This is a genomic window from Cupriavidus sp. 30B13, from assembly GCF_049059565.2.
Lineage (GTDB): Bacteria > Pseudomonadota > Gammaproteobacteria > Burkholderiales > Burkholderiaceae > Cupriavidus.
Window position 1 is genome coordinate 2,674,023 of sequence record NZ_CP188223.1, and the last position, 15,834, is coordinate 2,689,856.

Below are 15,834 nucleotides of genomic sequence, written 5' to 3' on the forward strand. Positions count from 1 at the left end.
GCCAAGACAGCCGCCCGCAGCAACTGCGGGCGGCCGGCCCGGCCGGCGGGCCTGGCGACCCCGGCGCTCAGGCCAGCGAGGCGTGCAGGCCTTGCAGGTCGTAGACCTCCAGGCTCTGCATGTGCTTGAGACCCTCCACGGCGGCGCGCGCGCCGGCCATGGTGGTGTAGTACGGCACCCGGTTGGCCAGGGCCGAGATGCGGATCGAGCGCGAGTCGCCGATGGCGGTGCGGGTCTCGTCCACGGTGGTGAACACCAGCGCCAGCTCGCCGTTCTTGATCATGTCGACGATGTGCGGGCGGCCGTCCTTCACCTTGTTGACCACGCGCACCGGAATGCCGGCGGCTTCGATCGCCGAGGCGGTGCCGCGCGTGGCCACCAGCGGGTAGCCCATGTCGTGCAGCATGCGGGCCACGCTCACGGCGTGCGGCTTGTCGCTGTCCTTCACGGTCAGCAGCACGGTGCCCTTTTCCGGCAGGCGCGAACCGGCGGCGAGCTGGCTCTTGAAGAGCGCTTCGCCGAAGGTCTTGCCCACGCCCATCACCTCGCCGGTGGAGCGCATCTCGGGTCCGAGCACCGGGTCCACGCCCGGGAACTTGTTGAACGGGAACACCGCTTCCTTGACGCTGAAATACGGCGGCACCACTTCGTCGTGGATGCCTTGCGAGTCCAGCGACTGGCCGGCCATGCAGCGCGCGGCGATCTTCGCCAGCGACAGGCCGGTGGCCTTGGACACGTACGGCACCGTGCGCGAGGCGCGCGGGTTCACTTCCAGCACGTAGACCACGTCTTCGCCGTTGGTCTGCTGGATGGCGAACTGCACGTTCATCAGGCCGATCACATTGAGCGCGCGCGCCATCGCCGCGGTCTGGCGCTTGAGCTCGTCCACGGTGGCCTGGGCCAGCGAGTACGGCGGCAGCGAACAGGCGGAGTCGCCCGAGTGCACGCCGGCCTGCTCGATGTGCTCCATCACGCCGCCGATGAACACGCGCTGGCCGTCGCTCAGGGCGTCGACGTCGCATTCGATGGCGTCGTTGAGGAAGCGGTCCAGCAGCACCGGGGAGTCGTGCGACACCTTCACGGCCTCGCGCATGTAGCGCTCGAGGTCGCGCGGCTCATGCACGATTTCCATGGCGCGGCCGCCCAGCACGTAGGACGGGCGCACCACCAGCGGGTAGCCGATTTCCTCGGCCAGGCGCAGCGCCTCGTCCTCGGCGCGCGCGGTGCGGTTGGGCGGCTGGCGCAGGCCGAGTTCCTGCAGCAGCTTCTGGAAGCGCTCGCGGTCCTCGGCGGCGTCGATCATGTCCGGGCTGGTGCCGATGATGGGCACGCCGTTGGCTTCCAGGTCCAGCGCCAGCTTCAGCGGGGTCTGGCCGCCGTACTGCACGATCACGCCGACCGGCTTTTCCTTGTCGACGATTTCCAGCACGTCTTCGAGCGTCAGCGGCTCGAAGTACAGGCGGTCCGAGGTGTCGTAGTCGGTCGACACGGTTTCCGGGTTGCAGTTGACCATGATGGTCTCGTACCCGTCTTCGCGCAGTGCCAGCGCGGCATGCACGCAGCAGTAGTCGAACTCGATGCCCTGGCCGATCCGGTTCGGGCCGCCGCCCAGCACCATGATCTTCTTGTTGGCGGTGGGCTGCGCCTCGCACTCGCCATGCTCGGCTTCGTACGTGCCGTACATGTAGGCGGTGTTGGTGGCGAACTCGGCCGCGCAGGTGTCCACGCGCTTGTAGACCGGGCGCACGCCGGCGGCGTGGCGCGCGGCGCGCACCTCGGCCGGCTTGGCGCCGAGCAGCTTGGCCAGGCGGCGGTCGGAGAAGCCCTTCTGCTTCAGGTGGCGCAGCTCGGCCGCCGACAGGCTGTCGAGCTTGCGCGCCTTGACCAGGGCCTCGGTCTTGACGATGTCCTCGATCTGGGCCAGGAACCACGGGTCGATGTCGGTCTCGGCGTGCACTTCCTCGAGCGACATGCCGATGCGGAACGCGTCGCCCACGTACCAGATGCGGTCCGGGCCCGCCTCGCCGATTTCCTCGACGATCTCGTCGCGGTCGGTGGACTTGTCGTCCAGGCCGTCCACGCCGACTTCCAGGCCGCGCAGCGCCTTCTGGAACGATTCCTGGAAGGTGCGGCCCATGGCCATCACCTCGCCCACCGACTTCATCTGCGTGGTGAGGTGGCTGTCGGCCTGCGGGAATTTCTCGAAGGCGAAACGCGGCACCTTGGTGACCACGTAGTCGATCGACGGCTCGAACGAAGCCGGGGTCTGGCCGCCGGTGATCTCGTTCTTCAGCTCGTCCAGCGTGTAGCCCACCGCCAGCTTGGCGGCGACCTTGGCGATCGGGAAGCCGGTGGCCTTGGAGGCCAGCGCCGACGAACGCGACACGCGCGGATTCATCTCGATCACGATCATGCGGCCGTCGGCCGGGTTGATCGAGAACTGCACGTTGGAGCCGCCGGTGTCCACGCCGATCTCGCGCAGCACGGCCAGCGAGGCGTTGCGCAGGATCTGGTATTCCTTGTCGGTCAGGGTCTGCGCGGGCGCCACGGTGATCGAGTCGCCGGTGTGGATGCCCATCGGGTCCAGGTTCTCGATCGAGCAGATGATGATGCAGTTGTCCGCCTTGTCGCGGACCACTTCCATCTCGTACTCCTTCCAGCCCAGCAGCGATTCCTCGATCAGCAGCTCGCGCGTGGGCGAGAGGTCCAGGCCGCGCTTGCAGATTTCCTCGAATTCCTCGCGGTTGTAGGCGATGCCGCCGCCCGAGCCGCCCAGCGTGAAGGACGGGCGGATCACGATCGGGTAGCCGCCGGTGCTGGTTTCCCTGGCGATCTGCGACTGCACGGCCAGCGCTTCGTCCATCGAGTGGGCGATGCCGGACTTGGCCGAGCCGAGGCCGATCTTGGTCATCGCCTCCTTGAACTTCTGGCGGTCCTCGGCCTTGTCGATGGCCTCGGGCGAGGCGCCGATCAGCTCCACCTTGTACTTGTCCAGCACGCCGTGGCGATGCAGGTCCAGCGCGCAGTTCAGCGCGGTCTGGCCGCCCATGGTCGGCAGGATGGCGTCGGGGCGCTCCTTCTCGATGATGCGTTCGACCACTTCCCAGGTGATCGGCTCGATGTAGGTCACGTCGGCCGTGTTGGGGTCGGTCATGATCGTGGCCGGATTGGAGTTGACCAGGATGACCTTGAAGCCTTCCTCGCGCAGCGCCTTGCAGGCCTGGGCGCCGGAATAGTCGAACTCGCACGCCTGCCCGATGATGATGGGGCCGGCGCCGATGATCAGGATGCTCTTAATGTCTGTGCGCTTTGGCATTGCACGCTCTCTTTGTTGGCCGGCCGCGCGCTCGCGCGGGCCGCGCCGGATATCAGGATTCGATTCAGTTCAGGGTGGCCGTGGCCAGCTTGGCGCCGAAGCCGATGAACATGGCGCCCACCCCGCTGGCCATGCCCGCCGACAGGCGGCGGCGCCGGCGGAACATCTCCGCCAGCCTGGCGCCGGCGAAGATGATCGCGGTGAGGTAGGCGAAGCTGAACACCTGGCACACCAGGCCCAGCGCGGCGAACGACAGCGCCGGATGGCCGAACTGCGGATCGACGAACTGGATGAAGAAGGAGATGAAGAACAGGATGGCCTTGGGATTGAGCAGGCTCACCACCAGCGCCTTGCGGAACGGGTTGGCGCGGTCCGCGGGCACGGCCGCGGGCGCCTCGCGCCCGGCCTCGGCGCCGCGCTGCGACCAGCTGCGCAGCGCGCCGCGCAGCATCTGCAGGCCGATCCAGCCCAGGTAGGCCGCGCCGATGTACTTCACCACGTAGAACAGGGCCGGGCTGGCCTGCAGCAGCGAAGCCACGCCCGCCGCCGACAGCACCATCAGGACCGCGTCGCCCAGGAACACCCCGCAGGCGCCCTTGTAGCCCGCGCGCACGCCGCGCTGGGCGGCGACCGACAGCACGTACATCGAGTTCGGCCCCGGCAGCAGCACGATGAAGATCGTGCCGAGCACATAGGTCCAGAAATCGGTGATGCCGAGCGTGGCGTGCATGAAGGCGTTCATGGGGATGGTTCCTGCTGGTCCTGGGTATTGCTGTCTTCGTTGCTTCTTCGGTTCTGCTTCGGTTCCGCTGCGCTGCCGGTCCGCTGCGCCGTGCGCTTACTTGCGTGCGTCCGCCATCATCTTGGTGAAGCGGTCGAACAGGTAAGCCACGTCGTGCGGGCCCGGCGACGCTTCCGGGTGGCCCTGGAAGCAGAACGCCGGCTTGTCGGTCAGCGCGAAGCCCTGCAGCGAACCGTCGAACAGCGACACATGCGTGGTGCGCACGTTGGCCGGCAGCGTGGCGGCATCCACCGCGAAGCCGTGGTTCTGCGAGGTGATCACCACGCGGCCGTCGTCCAGGTCCTTGACCGGGTGGTTGGCGCCGTGGTGGCCGAACTTCATCTTGAGCGTCTTCGCGCCCACGGCCAGGGCCATGATCTGGTGGCCCAGGCAGATGCCGAAGGTGGGAATGCCGCGCGCGATGAACTCGCGCGTGGCGGCGATGGCGTAGTCGCACGGTTCCGGGTCGCCGGGGCCGTTGGACAGGAAGATGCCGTCCGGGTTGAGCGCGAGCGCGTCCGCGGCGCTGGCCTGGGCCGGCAGCACGGTCACCTTGCAGCCGCGCTGGGCCAGCATGCGCAGGATGTTGAACTTGACGCCGTAGTCATAGGCCACCACGTGGAACTGCGGCTGGTCCTGCTTGCCGTAGCCTGCGCCGAGCTTCCACTCGGACTGGGTCCACTCGTAGGGCTCCCTGGCCGACACCACCTTGGCCAGGTCCATGCCGGCCAGGCCGGGGAACGAGCGGGCCAGGTCGATGGCCTTCTGCACATTGTCCTCGCCGGCCAGGATGCAGCCGTTCTGCGCGCCCTTCTCGCGCAGGATGCGGGTCAGCTTGCGGGTATCGATGCCGGCGATCGCCACCACCTTTTCCTGCTTGAGGTAATGCGCGAGCGTGTGCTCCTTGCGGAAGCTGGAGGCCAGAATCGGCAGATCTTTGATGATCAGGCCGGCGGCATGGACTTTCGTTGCTTCGACATCCTCACTGTTGACGCCGTAATTGCCGATATGCGGATACGTCAGCGTGACGATCTGCCGCGAATAGCTCGGGTCGGTAAGGATTTCCTGGTATCCGGTGATGGCGGTGTTGAACACCACTTCGCCAATGGTATGACCGGATGCGCCGATGGAATAGCCACGAAAGACCGTGCCGTCTGCAAGCGCGAGAATGGCGGACGGAAAAGACGGTAACACGGGTAGGCTCCTGCTGGATTCACCCCGTGACCGACCTGCTCAACGCCTCTTGCCCCGTTGTCCGGCTTGGCAGCAGGCATGGCGCCGGAGGCGCCGCCTGTTGCCCGGACCGTTCGCCAGGCGCTCGAAACGCCACACGAAAACATGCGGCGGAGCCAGGGCGAAATGGGGGCGGCGGAAGGTGGAATTCGGTAGGCGCTAGGGTGAGGGGTTCTGAAAGCGAAACTTTCGGATTATACCCTGCCGCGCCCATTTTCTCAAGTTATCAAGGACTTGCAGCCCGCAGGGGGACGCCGCGCCGGCGCCGCGCGGGCTTATGCCGGCGGCGGCACAACCGCCGTCACCTCGATCTCCACCTTGGCGCGCGCCTCCACCAGATCGGACACTTCCACCGCCGTCATGGCCGGGAAATGGCGCCCGATGGTGGCGCGGTAATGCTCGCCGATGGCGCGGTAGGCCGCCACGTAGGCGGCCTTGTCCTTCACATACCAGGTCATGCGCACGATGTGCTCCGGGCGCGCCCCGCCCTCGGCCAGCACCGCCACCACATTGCGCAGTGCCTGTCCCACCTGTGCGGCGAAATCGTCGGTCTCGAACTCGCACTTGCCGTTCCAGCCGATCTGGCCGCCGACGAACAGCAGGCGGCTGCCCGCCCGCATCTCCGTCATCACGCCGTTGGCGTAGCCGCGCGGCGGCGTCCAGTCTGGTGGTTGCAGAATCTTCATGATGGTGTTTTCCGGTCGTCTCTCGTTGGGTTGAATTCCAGGTCGCGCGCGGCGGCCTCGCCGGCCGGCGCCAGGAAGCGCGCCATTGCCGCGCGCACCGCGCAGGGCAGCGCGCGCGGCGCCAGTTCGCCCGCATCGACGCACACCAGCCGCTGCGCGATCTCCAGCCGCAGGTCGCCGTCCCCGCCGGCGGGCCCGCAAAAGCGCACCAGCAGTGAAAAGCTGCTGTGCCCGATGTGCGTCACCCGCAGCTCGCGCGCGAGCACTTCGCCGAGCCGGCTCGGCGCCACGAAGCGGCACGACAGCGCCGCGGTCGGCACCCCGGCCTGGCCGGCGCCGTGCATCTCGCCGAAGGACCAGCCCAGCGCCTCGCGGAACCAGTCCTCCACTAGGTCGTTGAGCATCTCGAAGTAGCGCGGGAAGAACACGATGCCGGCGGCATCGCAGTCCTTGAAGCGCACGCGCCGGGCGCGGGCGAAGACCTCGCTCACGGCGTCTGCCCGCCCGCGCCGTGCTGCTGCGCCATCTGCCGCAGGCGGAAGCGCTGCAGCTTGCCGGTTTCGGTGCGCGGCAGCGCGTCGACGAAGATCACGCGGCGCGGATACTTGTACGGCGCGATCTCGGCCTTGACGTAGGCCTGCAGCGCCGCGCGCGTCTCTTCGCCGGCAGGCACGCCGGGGCGTAGCACCACGTAGGCCGCCACCACCTGCCCGCGCTCCGGGTCGGCCATGCCCACCACGCCGCATTCGGCCACCGCCTCGTGGCGCATCAGCGCGCTCTCCACCTCGGGGCCGGCGATGTTATAGCCCGCCGAGACGATCATGTCGTCCGAGCGCGCCTGGTAGTAGTAATAGCCGTCGGCATCGGCCATGAAGGTGTCGCCCGGCAGGTTCCAGCCGTTCTTCACGTAGGCCGCCTGGCGCGGGTCGTCAAGGTAGCGGCAGCCGGTGGGGCCGCGCACCGCGAGCTTGCCGACCGTGCCCGGCGGCACCGGCTGCATGGCCTCGTCGACGATGCGCGCGACGTAGCCCGGCACCACCTTGCCGATCGCGCCGGGCCGCACGTCCGCGCCGGCGCTGGAGATGAAGATGTGCATCATCTCGGTGCCGCCGATGCCGTCGGTCATCTCGATGCCGGTGGCGGCCTTCCAGCTCTGGCGCGTGGCGTCGGGCAGCGCCTCGCCGGCCGACACGCTCTTCTTCAGGCTGGCGATGTCGTAGCCCGGCGCCAGCGCCGCCATCTGCCGGTAAAAGGTCGGCGCGGTGAAGACGATGGTGGCGCGCCATCGCTGGATCAGCGCCAGCAGGCTCTCCGGCGTGAGCCGCTCGGCCAGCACGGTGGACGCGCCCACGCGCAGCGGGAAGCACAGCACGCCGCCCAGGCCGAAGGTGAAGGCCAGCGGCGGCGTGCCGCAGAAGATGTCGTCCGGTCCCGGCTTGAGCACATGGCGCGGGAACAGGTCGCACATGGCGATCACGTCGCGGTGGAAATGCACCGTGCCCTTGGGCTGGCCGGTGGTGCCGCTGGTGAAGGCGATCAGGCAGATGTCGTCGGTGGCGGTGTCGCAGGCTGCGTAGGCATCCGGCTTGCCGGCCATGGCCGCTTCCAGCGAATCGGCGCCGCTGCCGTTGAAGTAGCGCACCTGCGCGAGGCTCGGGCAATGCTGCTCGCCGCCGGGCGCGAGGTTGGCTTCGAGCTCCTCGCGCAGGCGCTCGTCGCACAGCGCCGCGCCGACGTTGGCGCGGTCGATGACCTGCTTGAGTTCCTTGGCGCGCAGCAGCGGCATGGTCGGCACCGCGATCAGGCCGGCCTTGACCACCGCCAGCCAGCACGCCGCCATCATCAGGTTGTTGGGGCCGCGCAGCAGCACGCGGTTGCCCGGCACCAGCTTCATGTCGCCGGTCAGCACGTGGGCGATGCGGTTGGACAGCGCGGCCAGCTCCGCATAGGTGACCGCGCGCGGCGCGCCGTCCTGCTCGTAGCGGATCGCCACGCGCGCGCCGCGCCCCTCGCGCACGTGGCGCTCCACCAGCTCCAGCGCGCAGTTCATGCGCGCCGGGTATCGCGTGTCTTCGCTGAACAGCAGCTCGGGCCACTGCTCCGGGGGCGGCAGCCGGTCGCGCGCAAAGGTATCGAGGTGGGCTGTGCTAACCATGGTTGTCTCCGCTTCCTTCATTCTGATGATGCCGGTAAGGGTGTTGCCGCCCGGTCCGGCGGGCTAGGCGCGCCGCTGCGCCAGCGTCTCGCGCGCGATGATCAGCTTCTGCACTTCGGTGGCGCCTTCGTAGATGCGCAGCGCGCGGATCTCGCGGTACAGGCTTTCCACGCGCGTGCCGACCTTGACGCCGAGTCCGCCGAACATCTGCACGGCGCGGTCGATCACCTGCTGCGCGTTCTCGGTGGCCACCATCTTGGCCATCGCCGCCTCGCGCGTGGTACGCACGCCGGCCACGTCGCGCAGCCACGCCGCGCGGTAGGTCAGCAGCGCCGCCGAGTCGATGGCGGTGGCCATGTCGCCGAGCGCGGCCTGCGTGAGCTGCAGGTCGGCCAGCACGCCGCCGAACATCGGCCGCGAAGTGGCGCGCGCCAGCGCCTCGTCCAACGCGGCGCGGCCGAAGCCGAGCGCCGCCGCGGCTACCGAGGCGCGGAAGATGTCGAGCGTCATCATCGCCACCTTGAAGCCCTGCCCCGCCTCGCCCAGGCGCGCGCCGGCCGGCACGCGGCAATTGTCGAAGCGCAGCGTGGCCAGCGGATGCGGCGCCATCACGTCGATGCGCCCGGCAATCGTCAGCCCGGGCGTATCGGCGTCGACCACGAAGGCCGAGATGCCGCGCGCGCCGGGCGCCTCGCCGGTGCGCGCGAACACGCAGTAGAAATCGGCGATGCCGCCGTTGGAGATCCAGGTCTTGGTGCCGTCGAGCACGTAGTGGTCGCCATCGCGCACGGCACGGCACTGCATGGCCGCCACGTCGGAGCCGGCCTCCGGCTCCGACAGCGCGAACGCGGCGATGGCCTCGCCGCGCGCCACGCGCGGCAGGTAGCGCTCGCGCACGGCCTCGCTGCCGGCCAGCGAAATCGCGCCGCTGCCCAGGCCCTGCATGGCGAAGGCGAAGTCGGCCAGGCCGTCGTGGCGGGCCAGCGTCTCGCGCAGCAGGCACAGCGAGCGCGAATCCAGCTTGTCGAGCGCGCCGCCGTAGGCGGCCGGCACGCAATAGCGCAGCCAGCCGGCCGCGCCAAGCTGGCGCACCAGCGCGCGGCAGGCGGCATCGGTATCGCCGTGGTCGACCGCGAGCGAGGCCGCGGCCCAGGCGTCGAGGCGCTGTTCCAGCGCGCGGTGCGCGTCGTCGAAGAACGGCAGCGAGAGATAACTCTTGTCGGACATGGCGTGGGATTTCCTCAGGTTCGGCCTTGCGCGGGGATTCAGTCGCCTTCGAACACGGGGCGCGCCTTGGCCACGAAGGCGTCGTAGGCGCGGCGGAAGTCCCGCGTCTGCATGCAGATCGCCTGCGCCTGGGCCTCGGCCTCGATGGCTTCGTCCAGGCCCATGGTCCATTCCTGGTGCAGCAGTTTCTTGGTCACGCCGTGGGCGAAGGTCGGGCCGGCGGCGATCTGCGCGGCCAGCGCCTGCGCGTCGGCCAGCAGCGTGTCCGGCGCGTGCAGCGCGTTGAAGAAGCCCCATTGCAGGCCCTCTTCGGCGCTCATCGCGCGGCCGGTGTAGAGCAGCTCGCTGGCGCGGCCCTGGCCGATCACGCGCGGCAGCAGCGAGCACGCGCCCATGTCGGCGCCGGCCAGGCCCACGCGCACGAACAGGAAGGCGGTCCTGGCCTGCGCCGTGCCCAGCCGCATGTCGGAAGCCAGCGCCATCATCGCGCCGGCGCCGGCGCAGATGCCGTCCACGGCGCTGACGACGGGCTGCGGGCAGGCCCGCATGGCCTTGACCAGGTCGCCGGTCATGCGGGTGAAGTCCAGCAGCTCCGGCATGGTCATGCGCGTGAGCGGGCCGATGATCTCGTGCACGTCGCCGCCCGAGCAGTAATTGCCGCCGGCGCCGGTGACCACCACGGCCTTGATGTCGGTGGCGTGGCACAGGCCGCGGAACAGGTCGCGCAGCTCGGCGTAGGAATCGAAGGTCAGCGGGTTCTTGCGCTCGGGGCGGTTCAGCGTCACGGTGCCGACCTTGCCGTCGGCCGAGACCGACCACAGGAAGTGCCGGGACTGGTAGCCGGCGAAGCTGCGCTTGTGGTGGCGCATGTCCAGTGCGATTTCGCTCATCTCGTCTCTCTCGCTTGCGGGTGTTCGTTGGATTGCGTGGGTCGTGTCCCGGCGCGCGCGGCTAGCCGGCCATGACTTCGCCGCCGGCCACCGGCACCGCCTGCCCGGTGATGGCGCCGGCAGTCGGCTGGCACAGCCACGCCACCGCGTCGGCCACTTCCTCGGGCTGCACCAGCCGGCCCTGCGGGTTGCCCCTGGCCAGCTCCGCGCGCGCCTCGGCTTCGCTGCGGCCGGTCTTGCGCACGATATTGGCCACCGCGTCGCGCACGATGCCGGTCTCGGTGTAGCCCGGGCAGACCGCGTTGACGGTCACGCCGCTGCGCGCGGTTTCCAGCGCCAGCGCGCGCGTCAGGCCGATCACACCGTGCTTGGCCGCGCAATAGGCGCTGACGTAGCCGTAGCCGGCCAGCCCGGCGGTGCTGGCGACGTTGACGATGCGGCCCCAGCCGTGTTCCAGCATGCCGGGCAGCGCTGCCTGCGTGCACAGGAAGGTGCCGGTCAGGTTGACCTCGAGCATGCCCTGCCACAGCGCCAGGTCGGTCTTCATGAACGGCGCGCTGCGCGCCTGCCCGGCGTTGTTCACCAGGATGTCGATGCGGCCCGCCCGTTCCGCCGCCGCGCCGAATGCCGCCGCCACGCTGGCGGCGCCGGCGATGTCCGCGCTCACCGTGCCGAGCGTGGCGGGCGGCACCACCGCGCCGGCCAGCGCATCGGCAGTGGCGGCCAGCGTGGCCGCGTCGCGCCCGAGCAGGGTGACGCTGGCGCCGTGCGCGAGCAGGCGCCGCGCGATCGCCGCGCCGATGCCGCGGCCGCCGCCGGTGACGAGCGCGTGCCGGCCCTGCAATGAAAGCTGTGCGCCCATGTTCATCATGCTCGCCATGCTCAAAGCCCCTGCGCCTGGCGCGCATGCAGTGCCGCCTGTGCTGCCTGTGCTGCCTGCTGTTGCGCCATCTGCGCGGCGCGCTCCAGGTTGGTCTCGAGCTGGCGCTTGCCGGCCTGGTATTGCTTCGGCCACGCCAGTTCGCGGTGGCCGATGCGCGCGGCCTCATGCAGCGTCCAGGCCGGGTCCGCCAGGTGCGGCCGCGCGATCGCGCACAGGTCCGCGCGGCCGGCGGCGATGATGCTGTCGACGTGGTCGGCCTCGAAGATCGCGCCCACGGCGATGGTGGCGATGCCCGCTTCGTTGCGCACGCGGTCGGCGAACGGCGTCTGGTACATGCGGCCATACACGGGCGCCTGGTCCGGGCTGACCTGGCCCGAAGAGCAGTCGATCATGTCGGCGCCGGCGGCCTTGAACGCGCGCGCGATCTCGACCGCGTCGTCGGGCGTGATGCCGCCCTCGACCCAGTCGTGCGCCGAGATGCGCACCGACATCGGCCGCGCCTGCGGCCACACGGCGCGCACCGCGGCAAAGACCTCGAGCGGATAGCGCAGCCGCGCGGCCAGCGAGCCGCCGTATTCGTCGCCGCGCCGGTTGGTCAGCGGCGAGATGAAGCTCGACAGCAGGTAGCCGTGCGCGCAATGCAGCTCCAGCCAGTCGAAGCCGGCTTCGGCGGCGCGCCGCGCCGCGGCCGTGAAATCGTCGCGCACGCGGTCCATGTCGGCGCGCGTCATTTCGCGCGGCACCTGCGAGATGCCGGGCATGTAGGGCAGCGGCGAGGCCGACAGCAGCGGCCAGTTGCCGCTGGCCAGCGGGTAGTCCATCTGCTCCCAGCCGAGCTGGGTCGAGCCCTTGCGCCCGGCGTGGCCGATCTGGATGGCGATGCGCGCGTCGCTGCTGGCGTGCACCAGGTCCACGATGCGGCGCCACGCGTCGCGCTGCGTGTCGTTCCACAAACCCGGGCAGCCCGGCGTGATGCGCGCGTCCGGCGAGGTGCAGGTCATCTCCGCCACCACCATGGCCGCGCCGCCGAGCGCGCGCGCGCCGAGGTGGGCCAGGTGGAAATCGCCGGGCACGCCGTCCTCGCACGAGTACATCGCCATCGGCGAGACCACCACGCGGTTCTTCAGCGTCACGCCGCGCACGCGCAATGGCGTGAACATCGGCGGCACGGGGCGCGCGTCCGGCGCGGCGGCTTCCGTCCCGGCCACGATGGCGGCGGCCTGCCCCGCCAGCCAGCGCTCGAAGCCTTCCACATAAGCCGCGTCGCGCACGCGCAGGTTCTCGTGCGAGATGCGCTGCGAGCGCGTCAGCAGAGAGTAGGCGAATTGCTCGGGCGCCAGCCCGGCGTAGCGCTCCACGTTCTCGAACCATTCGGTGGAATTGCGCGCGGCGTTCTGGATCTTGAGCACTTCCACGCTGCGGCTGGCCTGGTAGCGCTCGAGCGCCCGCGGCAGCAGGTCGGCGCCGGCGGCGCCGGCATCGCGGATATTGTCGGCCAGCTCGATGGCGTCTTCCAGCGCCAGCTTGGTGCCCGAGCCGATGGAGAAATGCGCGGTGTGCGCGGCGTCGCCCATCAGCACCACCGGCACCCGGCAGCCGTCTGCCAGCGTGTTCCAGTGCACCCAGGTATGGCAGATCACGCGCGGGAAGCGGATCCAGCTGGCCGAGCCGCGCAGGTGCGTGGCGTTGCTGATCAGGCGGTTGCCGTCGAGGTAGCGCGCGAACAGGCGCTCGCAGTACGCCACGCCTTCCTCCTGGCTCATCTGCTCGATGCCCGCCGCGCGCCACACCGGCTCGGGCGCCTCCACGATGAAGGTGGAGGTGTCGTCGTCGAAGCGGTAGGCGTGAGCCTGGAACCAGCCGTGCTCGGTCTTCTCGAAGGCGAAGGTGAAGGCGTCGAACAGCTTGTGCGTGCCGAGCCAGACGAAGCGGCACCGGCGCGTGTCGATGTCGGGCCGGAACGTATCCGCATAGCGGGTGCGCACGCGGCTGTTGATGCCGTCCGAGGCAATGACGAGGTCCGCCCGGTACTGCAATGCGAGCGCCTGGTCGTCGGCCACGTCGGTCTCGAACACCAGGTGCACGCCGAGCGCTTCGCAGCGCGCCTGCAGGATGTTGAGCAGGCGCTTGCGGCCGATGCCGATGAAGCCGTGCCCGCCGGAGCGGACGGTGCGCCCGCCGACGTGGATGTCGATATCGTCCCAGTGGTTGAACGCGGCGTCGATCTGGCGCGCGCTGACCGGGTCGGCCTGCTTGAGGTTATCCATGGTGGCATCCGAGAACACCACGCCCCAGCCGAAGGTATCGTAGGGGCGGTTGCGCTCCACCACCCAGACCTCGTTGGCGGGGTCCTGCAGCTTCATCAACAAGCCGAAATACAGGCCCGCGGGGCCACCGCCGATACACAGCACTCGCATCTTCTGTCTCCTGCGTGCCGGCACGGCGAATGCCGCGACCAGGCGAACCCGGCACATGCGATGCGCAGCCGCGCATCTAGATCATGCCTAAATATTTTATGCTTAAAATATTAGACCGCATGCGGGCGCCTGGCAAGCACAATCTCTGCGGCGGCGCAGCGGCGCCGCCGTCACCGCAGCGGCAGGCGCCCCCTCCCCCCCCCCGCCCCTTTCAGCCCTGCATCGCCTCCTGCAACTGGGCCAGCGCGGTGGGGTCCTCGATGGTGGTGAGGTCGCCGGGGTCGCGCCCCTCGGCCACGGCCTGCATGGCGCGCCGCAGCAGCTTGCCCGAGCGGGTCTTGGGCAGCGCGCCGACGAAGAACACGCGTGCCGGGCGCGCCACCGCGCCGAGCTGCTGGTCCACGGTCTTCATCAAGTCGCCTTCGAAGGCCTGGCGGTCGGCCCGGGTAGCCGTGCGGCTGGCGTCGCGCGCAACCACGAAGGCCATCGCCACCTGGCCCTTGAGCGCGTCGTGCACCCCCACCACGGCCACCTCGGCCACTCCCGCATGCGAGGAAATGCTCTCCTCGATCTCGCGCGTGCCGAGGCGGTGGCCGGCCACGTTGATGACGTCGTCGGTGCGCCCGAGGATAAAGATATAGCCGTCCTCGTCCTGCACGCCCCAGTCGAAGGTGGAATAGCAGTTGCGTCCCGGCACGCCGCGCCAGTAGGTCTTGACGAAGCGCTCGTCGTCGCCCCACACGGTGGTCATGCAGCCCGGCGGCAGCGGGCCGTCGATGGCCACCACGCCCTTGTGCCCGGGCGGGCAGTCGGCGCCGGTGGTCTCGTCGACGATCTTCAGGTCGTAGCCATACACCGGCACGCCCGGCGAGCCCAGCTTGGCCGGCAGCGGGTCGATGCCGCGCTGGATGGCGATGATCGGCCAGCCGGTCTCGGTCTGCCAGTAGTTGTCCACCACCGGCTTGCCGATGCCCTGCTGGATCCAGCTCGCGGTGGGCTCGTCGAGCGGCTCGCCGGCCAGGAACAGCAGGCGCAGGCTGGACAGGTCGTAGCGCGTGAGCCAGGCCGGGTCCTGCTTCTTGAGCACGCGGATGGCGGTGGGCGCGCTGAACATCAGGTTCACGCGGTACTGCTCCACCAGTTGCCACAGGATGCCGCCGTCCGGGCGCACCGGCGTGCCCTCGTACATCAGCGTGGTCATGCCGGCCAGCAGCGGGCCGTAGATGATGTAGCTGTGCCCCACCACCCAGCCGATGTCGGAGCTGGAGAACATGGTGTCGCCGGCCTTGCCGCAGAAGATGTAGTCCATCGAGGCGGCCAGCGCCACCGCGTAGCCGCCGGTATCGCGCTGCACGCCCTTGGGCTTGCCGGTGGTGCCGGAGGTGTAGAGCACGTAGGACGGCTCGTTCGACTCCAGCCACACGCACGGCACCTGCGCCGCGCCCACGCGTTCGCGCCAGGCGGCGTAGTCCTCGTCGCGGCCGGCGGCCAGCGTCATGGGCGCCAGCTGGCGGTCCACCAGCAGCACGCGCTCGGGCTTGTGCGCCGCCAGCTCCAGCGCCGCGTCCAGCAGCGGCTTGTAGGGCACCACCTTGCCCGCGCGCGAGCCGGCGTCGGCGCTGATGACCACGCGCGGCTGCGCGTCGTCGATGCGCGCGGCCAGGCTGACCGAGGCGAAGCCGCCGAACACCACCGAATGGATCGCGCCGATGCGCACGCAGGCCAGCATGGCAAACGCGGCCTCGGGAATCATCGGCATGTAGATCAGCACGCGGTCACCCTTGGCCACGCCCATCTGCTGCAGGATCGCCGCCATGCGGTTGACCTCGTCGTGCAGCTGCGCGTAGCTGTAGCTGCGGTGCTGGCCGGTTTCGGTGGAGACGTAGACCAGCGCCGGCTGGGCGGCGCGCGCCGCCAGGTGGCGGTCGACGGCGTTGTGGCAGAGATTGGTGCGCCCGCCCACGAACCAGCGGGTAAACGGCGCGCGGCTGTCGTCCAGCACGGTGTCGAACGGCGTCTGCCATTCGATGCGGCGGGCCTGCTCGGCCCAGAAACCTGCGGGATCGCTCACGGACCGGGCGTGAAAGGCACGGGTTGCCGTCATGGCTTGTCTCCTCCGCTTTGTCGCGGGTTGTCTGATATCTTGCCGGCGGCCGCCGGCCGTCCGGGGCGGCGGCACGGTGCTAGTTTGCCACCACCGCGGCGCTTGCAGTCTGGCCACGCCGCCTTACGCAGGACTTACCGGC

11 protein-coding genes are annotated in these 15,834 nt (G+C 69.7%); all 11 read right to left on the bottom strand.

Going from position 1 to position 15,834, the window contains the following annotated elements; translation table 11 throughout:
- Nucleotides 1–67 precede the first annotated feature (67 nt).
- The gene (gene carB, locus ACKI2N_RS12205; protein WP_420997571.1) at nucleotides 68–3,316 is read right to left on the bottom strand and encodes a carbamoyl-phosphate synthase large subunit; all 3,249 of its coding nucleotides are present in this window, start codon (nucleotides 3,314–3,316) and stop codon (nucleotides 68–70) included.
- A 64-nt stretch (nucleotides 3,317–3,380) separates the two neighbouring features.
- Nucleotides 3,381–4,058: a leucine efflux protein LeuE gene (leuE, locus tag ACKI2N_RS12210; protein ID WP_420997572.1), complete on the bottom strand. Its 678-nt coding sequence runs from the start codon at nucleotides 4,056–4,058 to the stop codon at nucleotides 3,381–3,383.
- A gap of 96 nt (nucleotides 4,059–4,154) precedes the next feature.
- On the bottom strand, nucleotides 4,155–5,291 hold the full coding sequence (gene carA / locus ACKI2N_RS12215) for a glutamine-hydrolyzing carbamoyl-phosphate synthase small subunit (protein ID WP_420997573.1): 1,137 nt from the start codon (nucleotides 5,289–5,291) through the stop codon (nucleotides 4,155–4,157).
- A 314-nt stretch (nucleotides 5,292–5,605) separates the two neighbouring features.
- Nucleotides 5,606–6,016, bottom strand: a complete 411-nt coding sequence (locus tag ACKI2N_RS12220; RefSeq protein WP_420997574.1) for a RidA family protein — start codon at nucleotides 6,014–6,016, stop codon at nucleotides 5,606–5,608.
- Entirely contained in the window at nucleotides 6,013–6,507 is a 495-nt protein-coding gene (locus tag ACKI2N_RS12225; protein WP_420997575.1) for an acyl-CoA thioesterase, read from the bottom strand. Before ACKI2N_RS12225 ends, ACKI2N_RS12220 begins: the two co-directional genes overlap by 4 nt.
- Nucleotides 6,504–8,171, bottom strand: coding sequence for an AMP-binding protein (locus ACKI2N_RS12230; RefSeq protein ID WP_420997576.1), 1,668 nt, complete (start codon nucleotides 8,169–8,171; stop codon nucleotides 6,504–6,506). The genes ACKI2N_RS12225 and ACKI2N_RS12230 overlap by 4 nt, the downstream gene beginning before the upstream one ends.
- Nucleotides 8,172–8,234: 63 nt before the next feature.
- Complete coding sequence (locus ACKI2N_RS12235) at nucleotides 8,235–9,398, bottom strand: acyl-CoA dehydrogenase family protein (protein ID WP_420997577.1); 1,164 nt, start codon at nucleotides 9,396–9,398, stop codon at nucleotides 8,235–8,237.
- A gap of 38 nt (nucleotides 9,399–9,436) precedes the next feature.
- Nucleotides 9,437–10,288 (bottom strand): enoyl-CoA hydratase family protein, encoded by an 852-nt coding sequence (locus ACKI2N_RS12240; protein WP_420997578.1) that lies wholly within the window; start codon nucleotides 10,286–10,288, stop codon nucleotides 9,437–9,439.
- Nucleotides 10,289–10,349: 61 nt separating this feature from the next.
- Complete coding sequence (locus ACKI2N_RS12245; RefSeq protein ID WP_420997579.1) at nucleotides 10,350–11,168, bottom strand: SDR family NAD(P)-dependent oxidoreductase; 819 nt, start codon at nucleotides 11,166–11,168, stop codon at nucleotides 10,350–10,352.
- Nucleotides 11,169–11,170: 2 nt separating this feature from the next.
- On the bottom strand, nucleotides 11,171–13,588 hold the full coding sequence (locus ACKI2N_RS12250; RefSeq protein ID WP_420997580.1) for a bifunctional salicylyl-CoA 5-hydroxylase/oxidoreductase: 2,418 nt from the start codon (nucleotides 13,586–13,588) through the stop codon (nucleotides 11,171–11,173).
- Nucleotides 13,589–13,799: 211 nt separating this feature from the next.
- Nucleotides 13,800–15,692, bottom strand: a complete 1,893-nt coding sequence (locus ACKI2N_RS12255) for a propionate--CoA ligase (protein ID WP_420997581.1) — start codon at nucleotides 15,690–15,692, stop codon at nucleotides 13,800–13,802.
- Between the last annotated feature and the right edge of the window lie 142 nt (nucleotides 15,693–15,834).

Excerpts from the sequence above, each read along its gene's own strand:
- carB (WP_420997571.1), bottom strand. The coding sequence starts at position 3,316 with ATGCCAAAGCGCACAGACATTAAGAGCATCCTGATCATCGGCGCCGGC.
- leuE (WP_420997572.1), bottom strand. The coding sequence starts at position 4,058 with ATGAACGCCTTCATGCACGCCACGCTCGGCATCACCGATTTCTGGACC.
- ACKI2N_RS12220 (WP_420997574.1), bottom strand. The coding sequence starts at position 6,016 with ATGAAGATTCTGCAACCACCAGACTGGACGCCGCCGCGCGGCTACGCC.
- ACKI2N_RS12230 (WP_420997576.1), bottom strand. The coding sequence starts at position 8,171 with ATGGTTAGCACAGCCCACCTCGATACCTTTGCGCGCGACCGGCTGCCG.
- ACKI2N_RS12235 (WP_420997577.1), bottom strand. The coding sequence starts at position 9,398 with ATGTCCGACAAGAGTTATCTCTCGCTGCCGTTCTTCGACGACGCGCAC.
- ACKI2N_RS12240 (WP_420997578.1), bottom strand. The coding sequence starts at position 10,288 with ATGAGCGAAATCGCACTGGACATGCGCCACCACAAGCGCAGCTTCGCC.
- ACKI2N_RS12245 (WP_420997579.1), bottom strand. The coding sequence starts at position 11,168 with ATGGCGAGCATGATGAACATGGGCGCACAGCTTTCATTGCAGGGCCGG.
- ACKI2N_RS12250 (WP_420997580.1), bottom strand. The coding sequence starts at position 13,588 with ATGCGAGTGCTGTGTATCGGCGGTGGCCCCGCGGGCCTGTATTTCGGC.
- ACKI2N_RS12255 (WP_420997581.1), bottom strand. The coding sequence starts at position 15,692 with ATGACGGCAACCCGTGCCTTTCACGCCCGGTCCGTGAGCGATCCCGCA.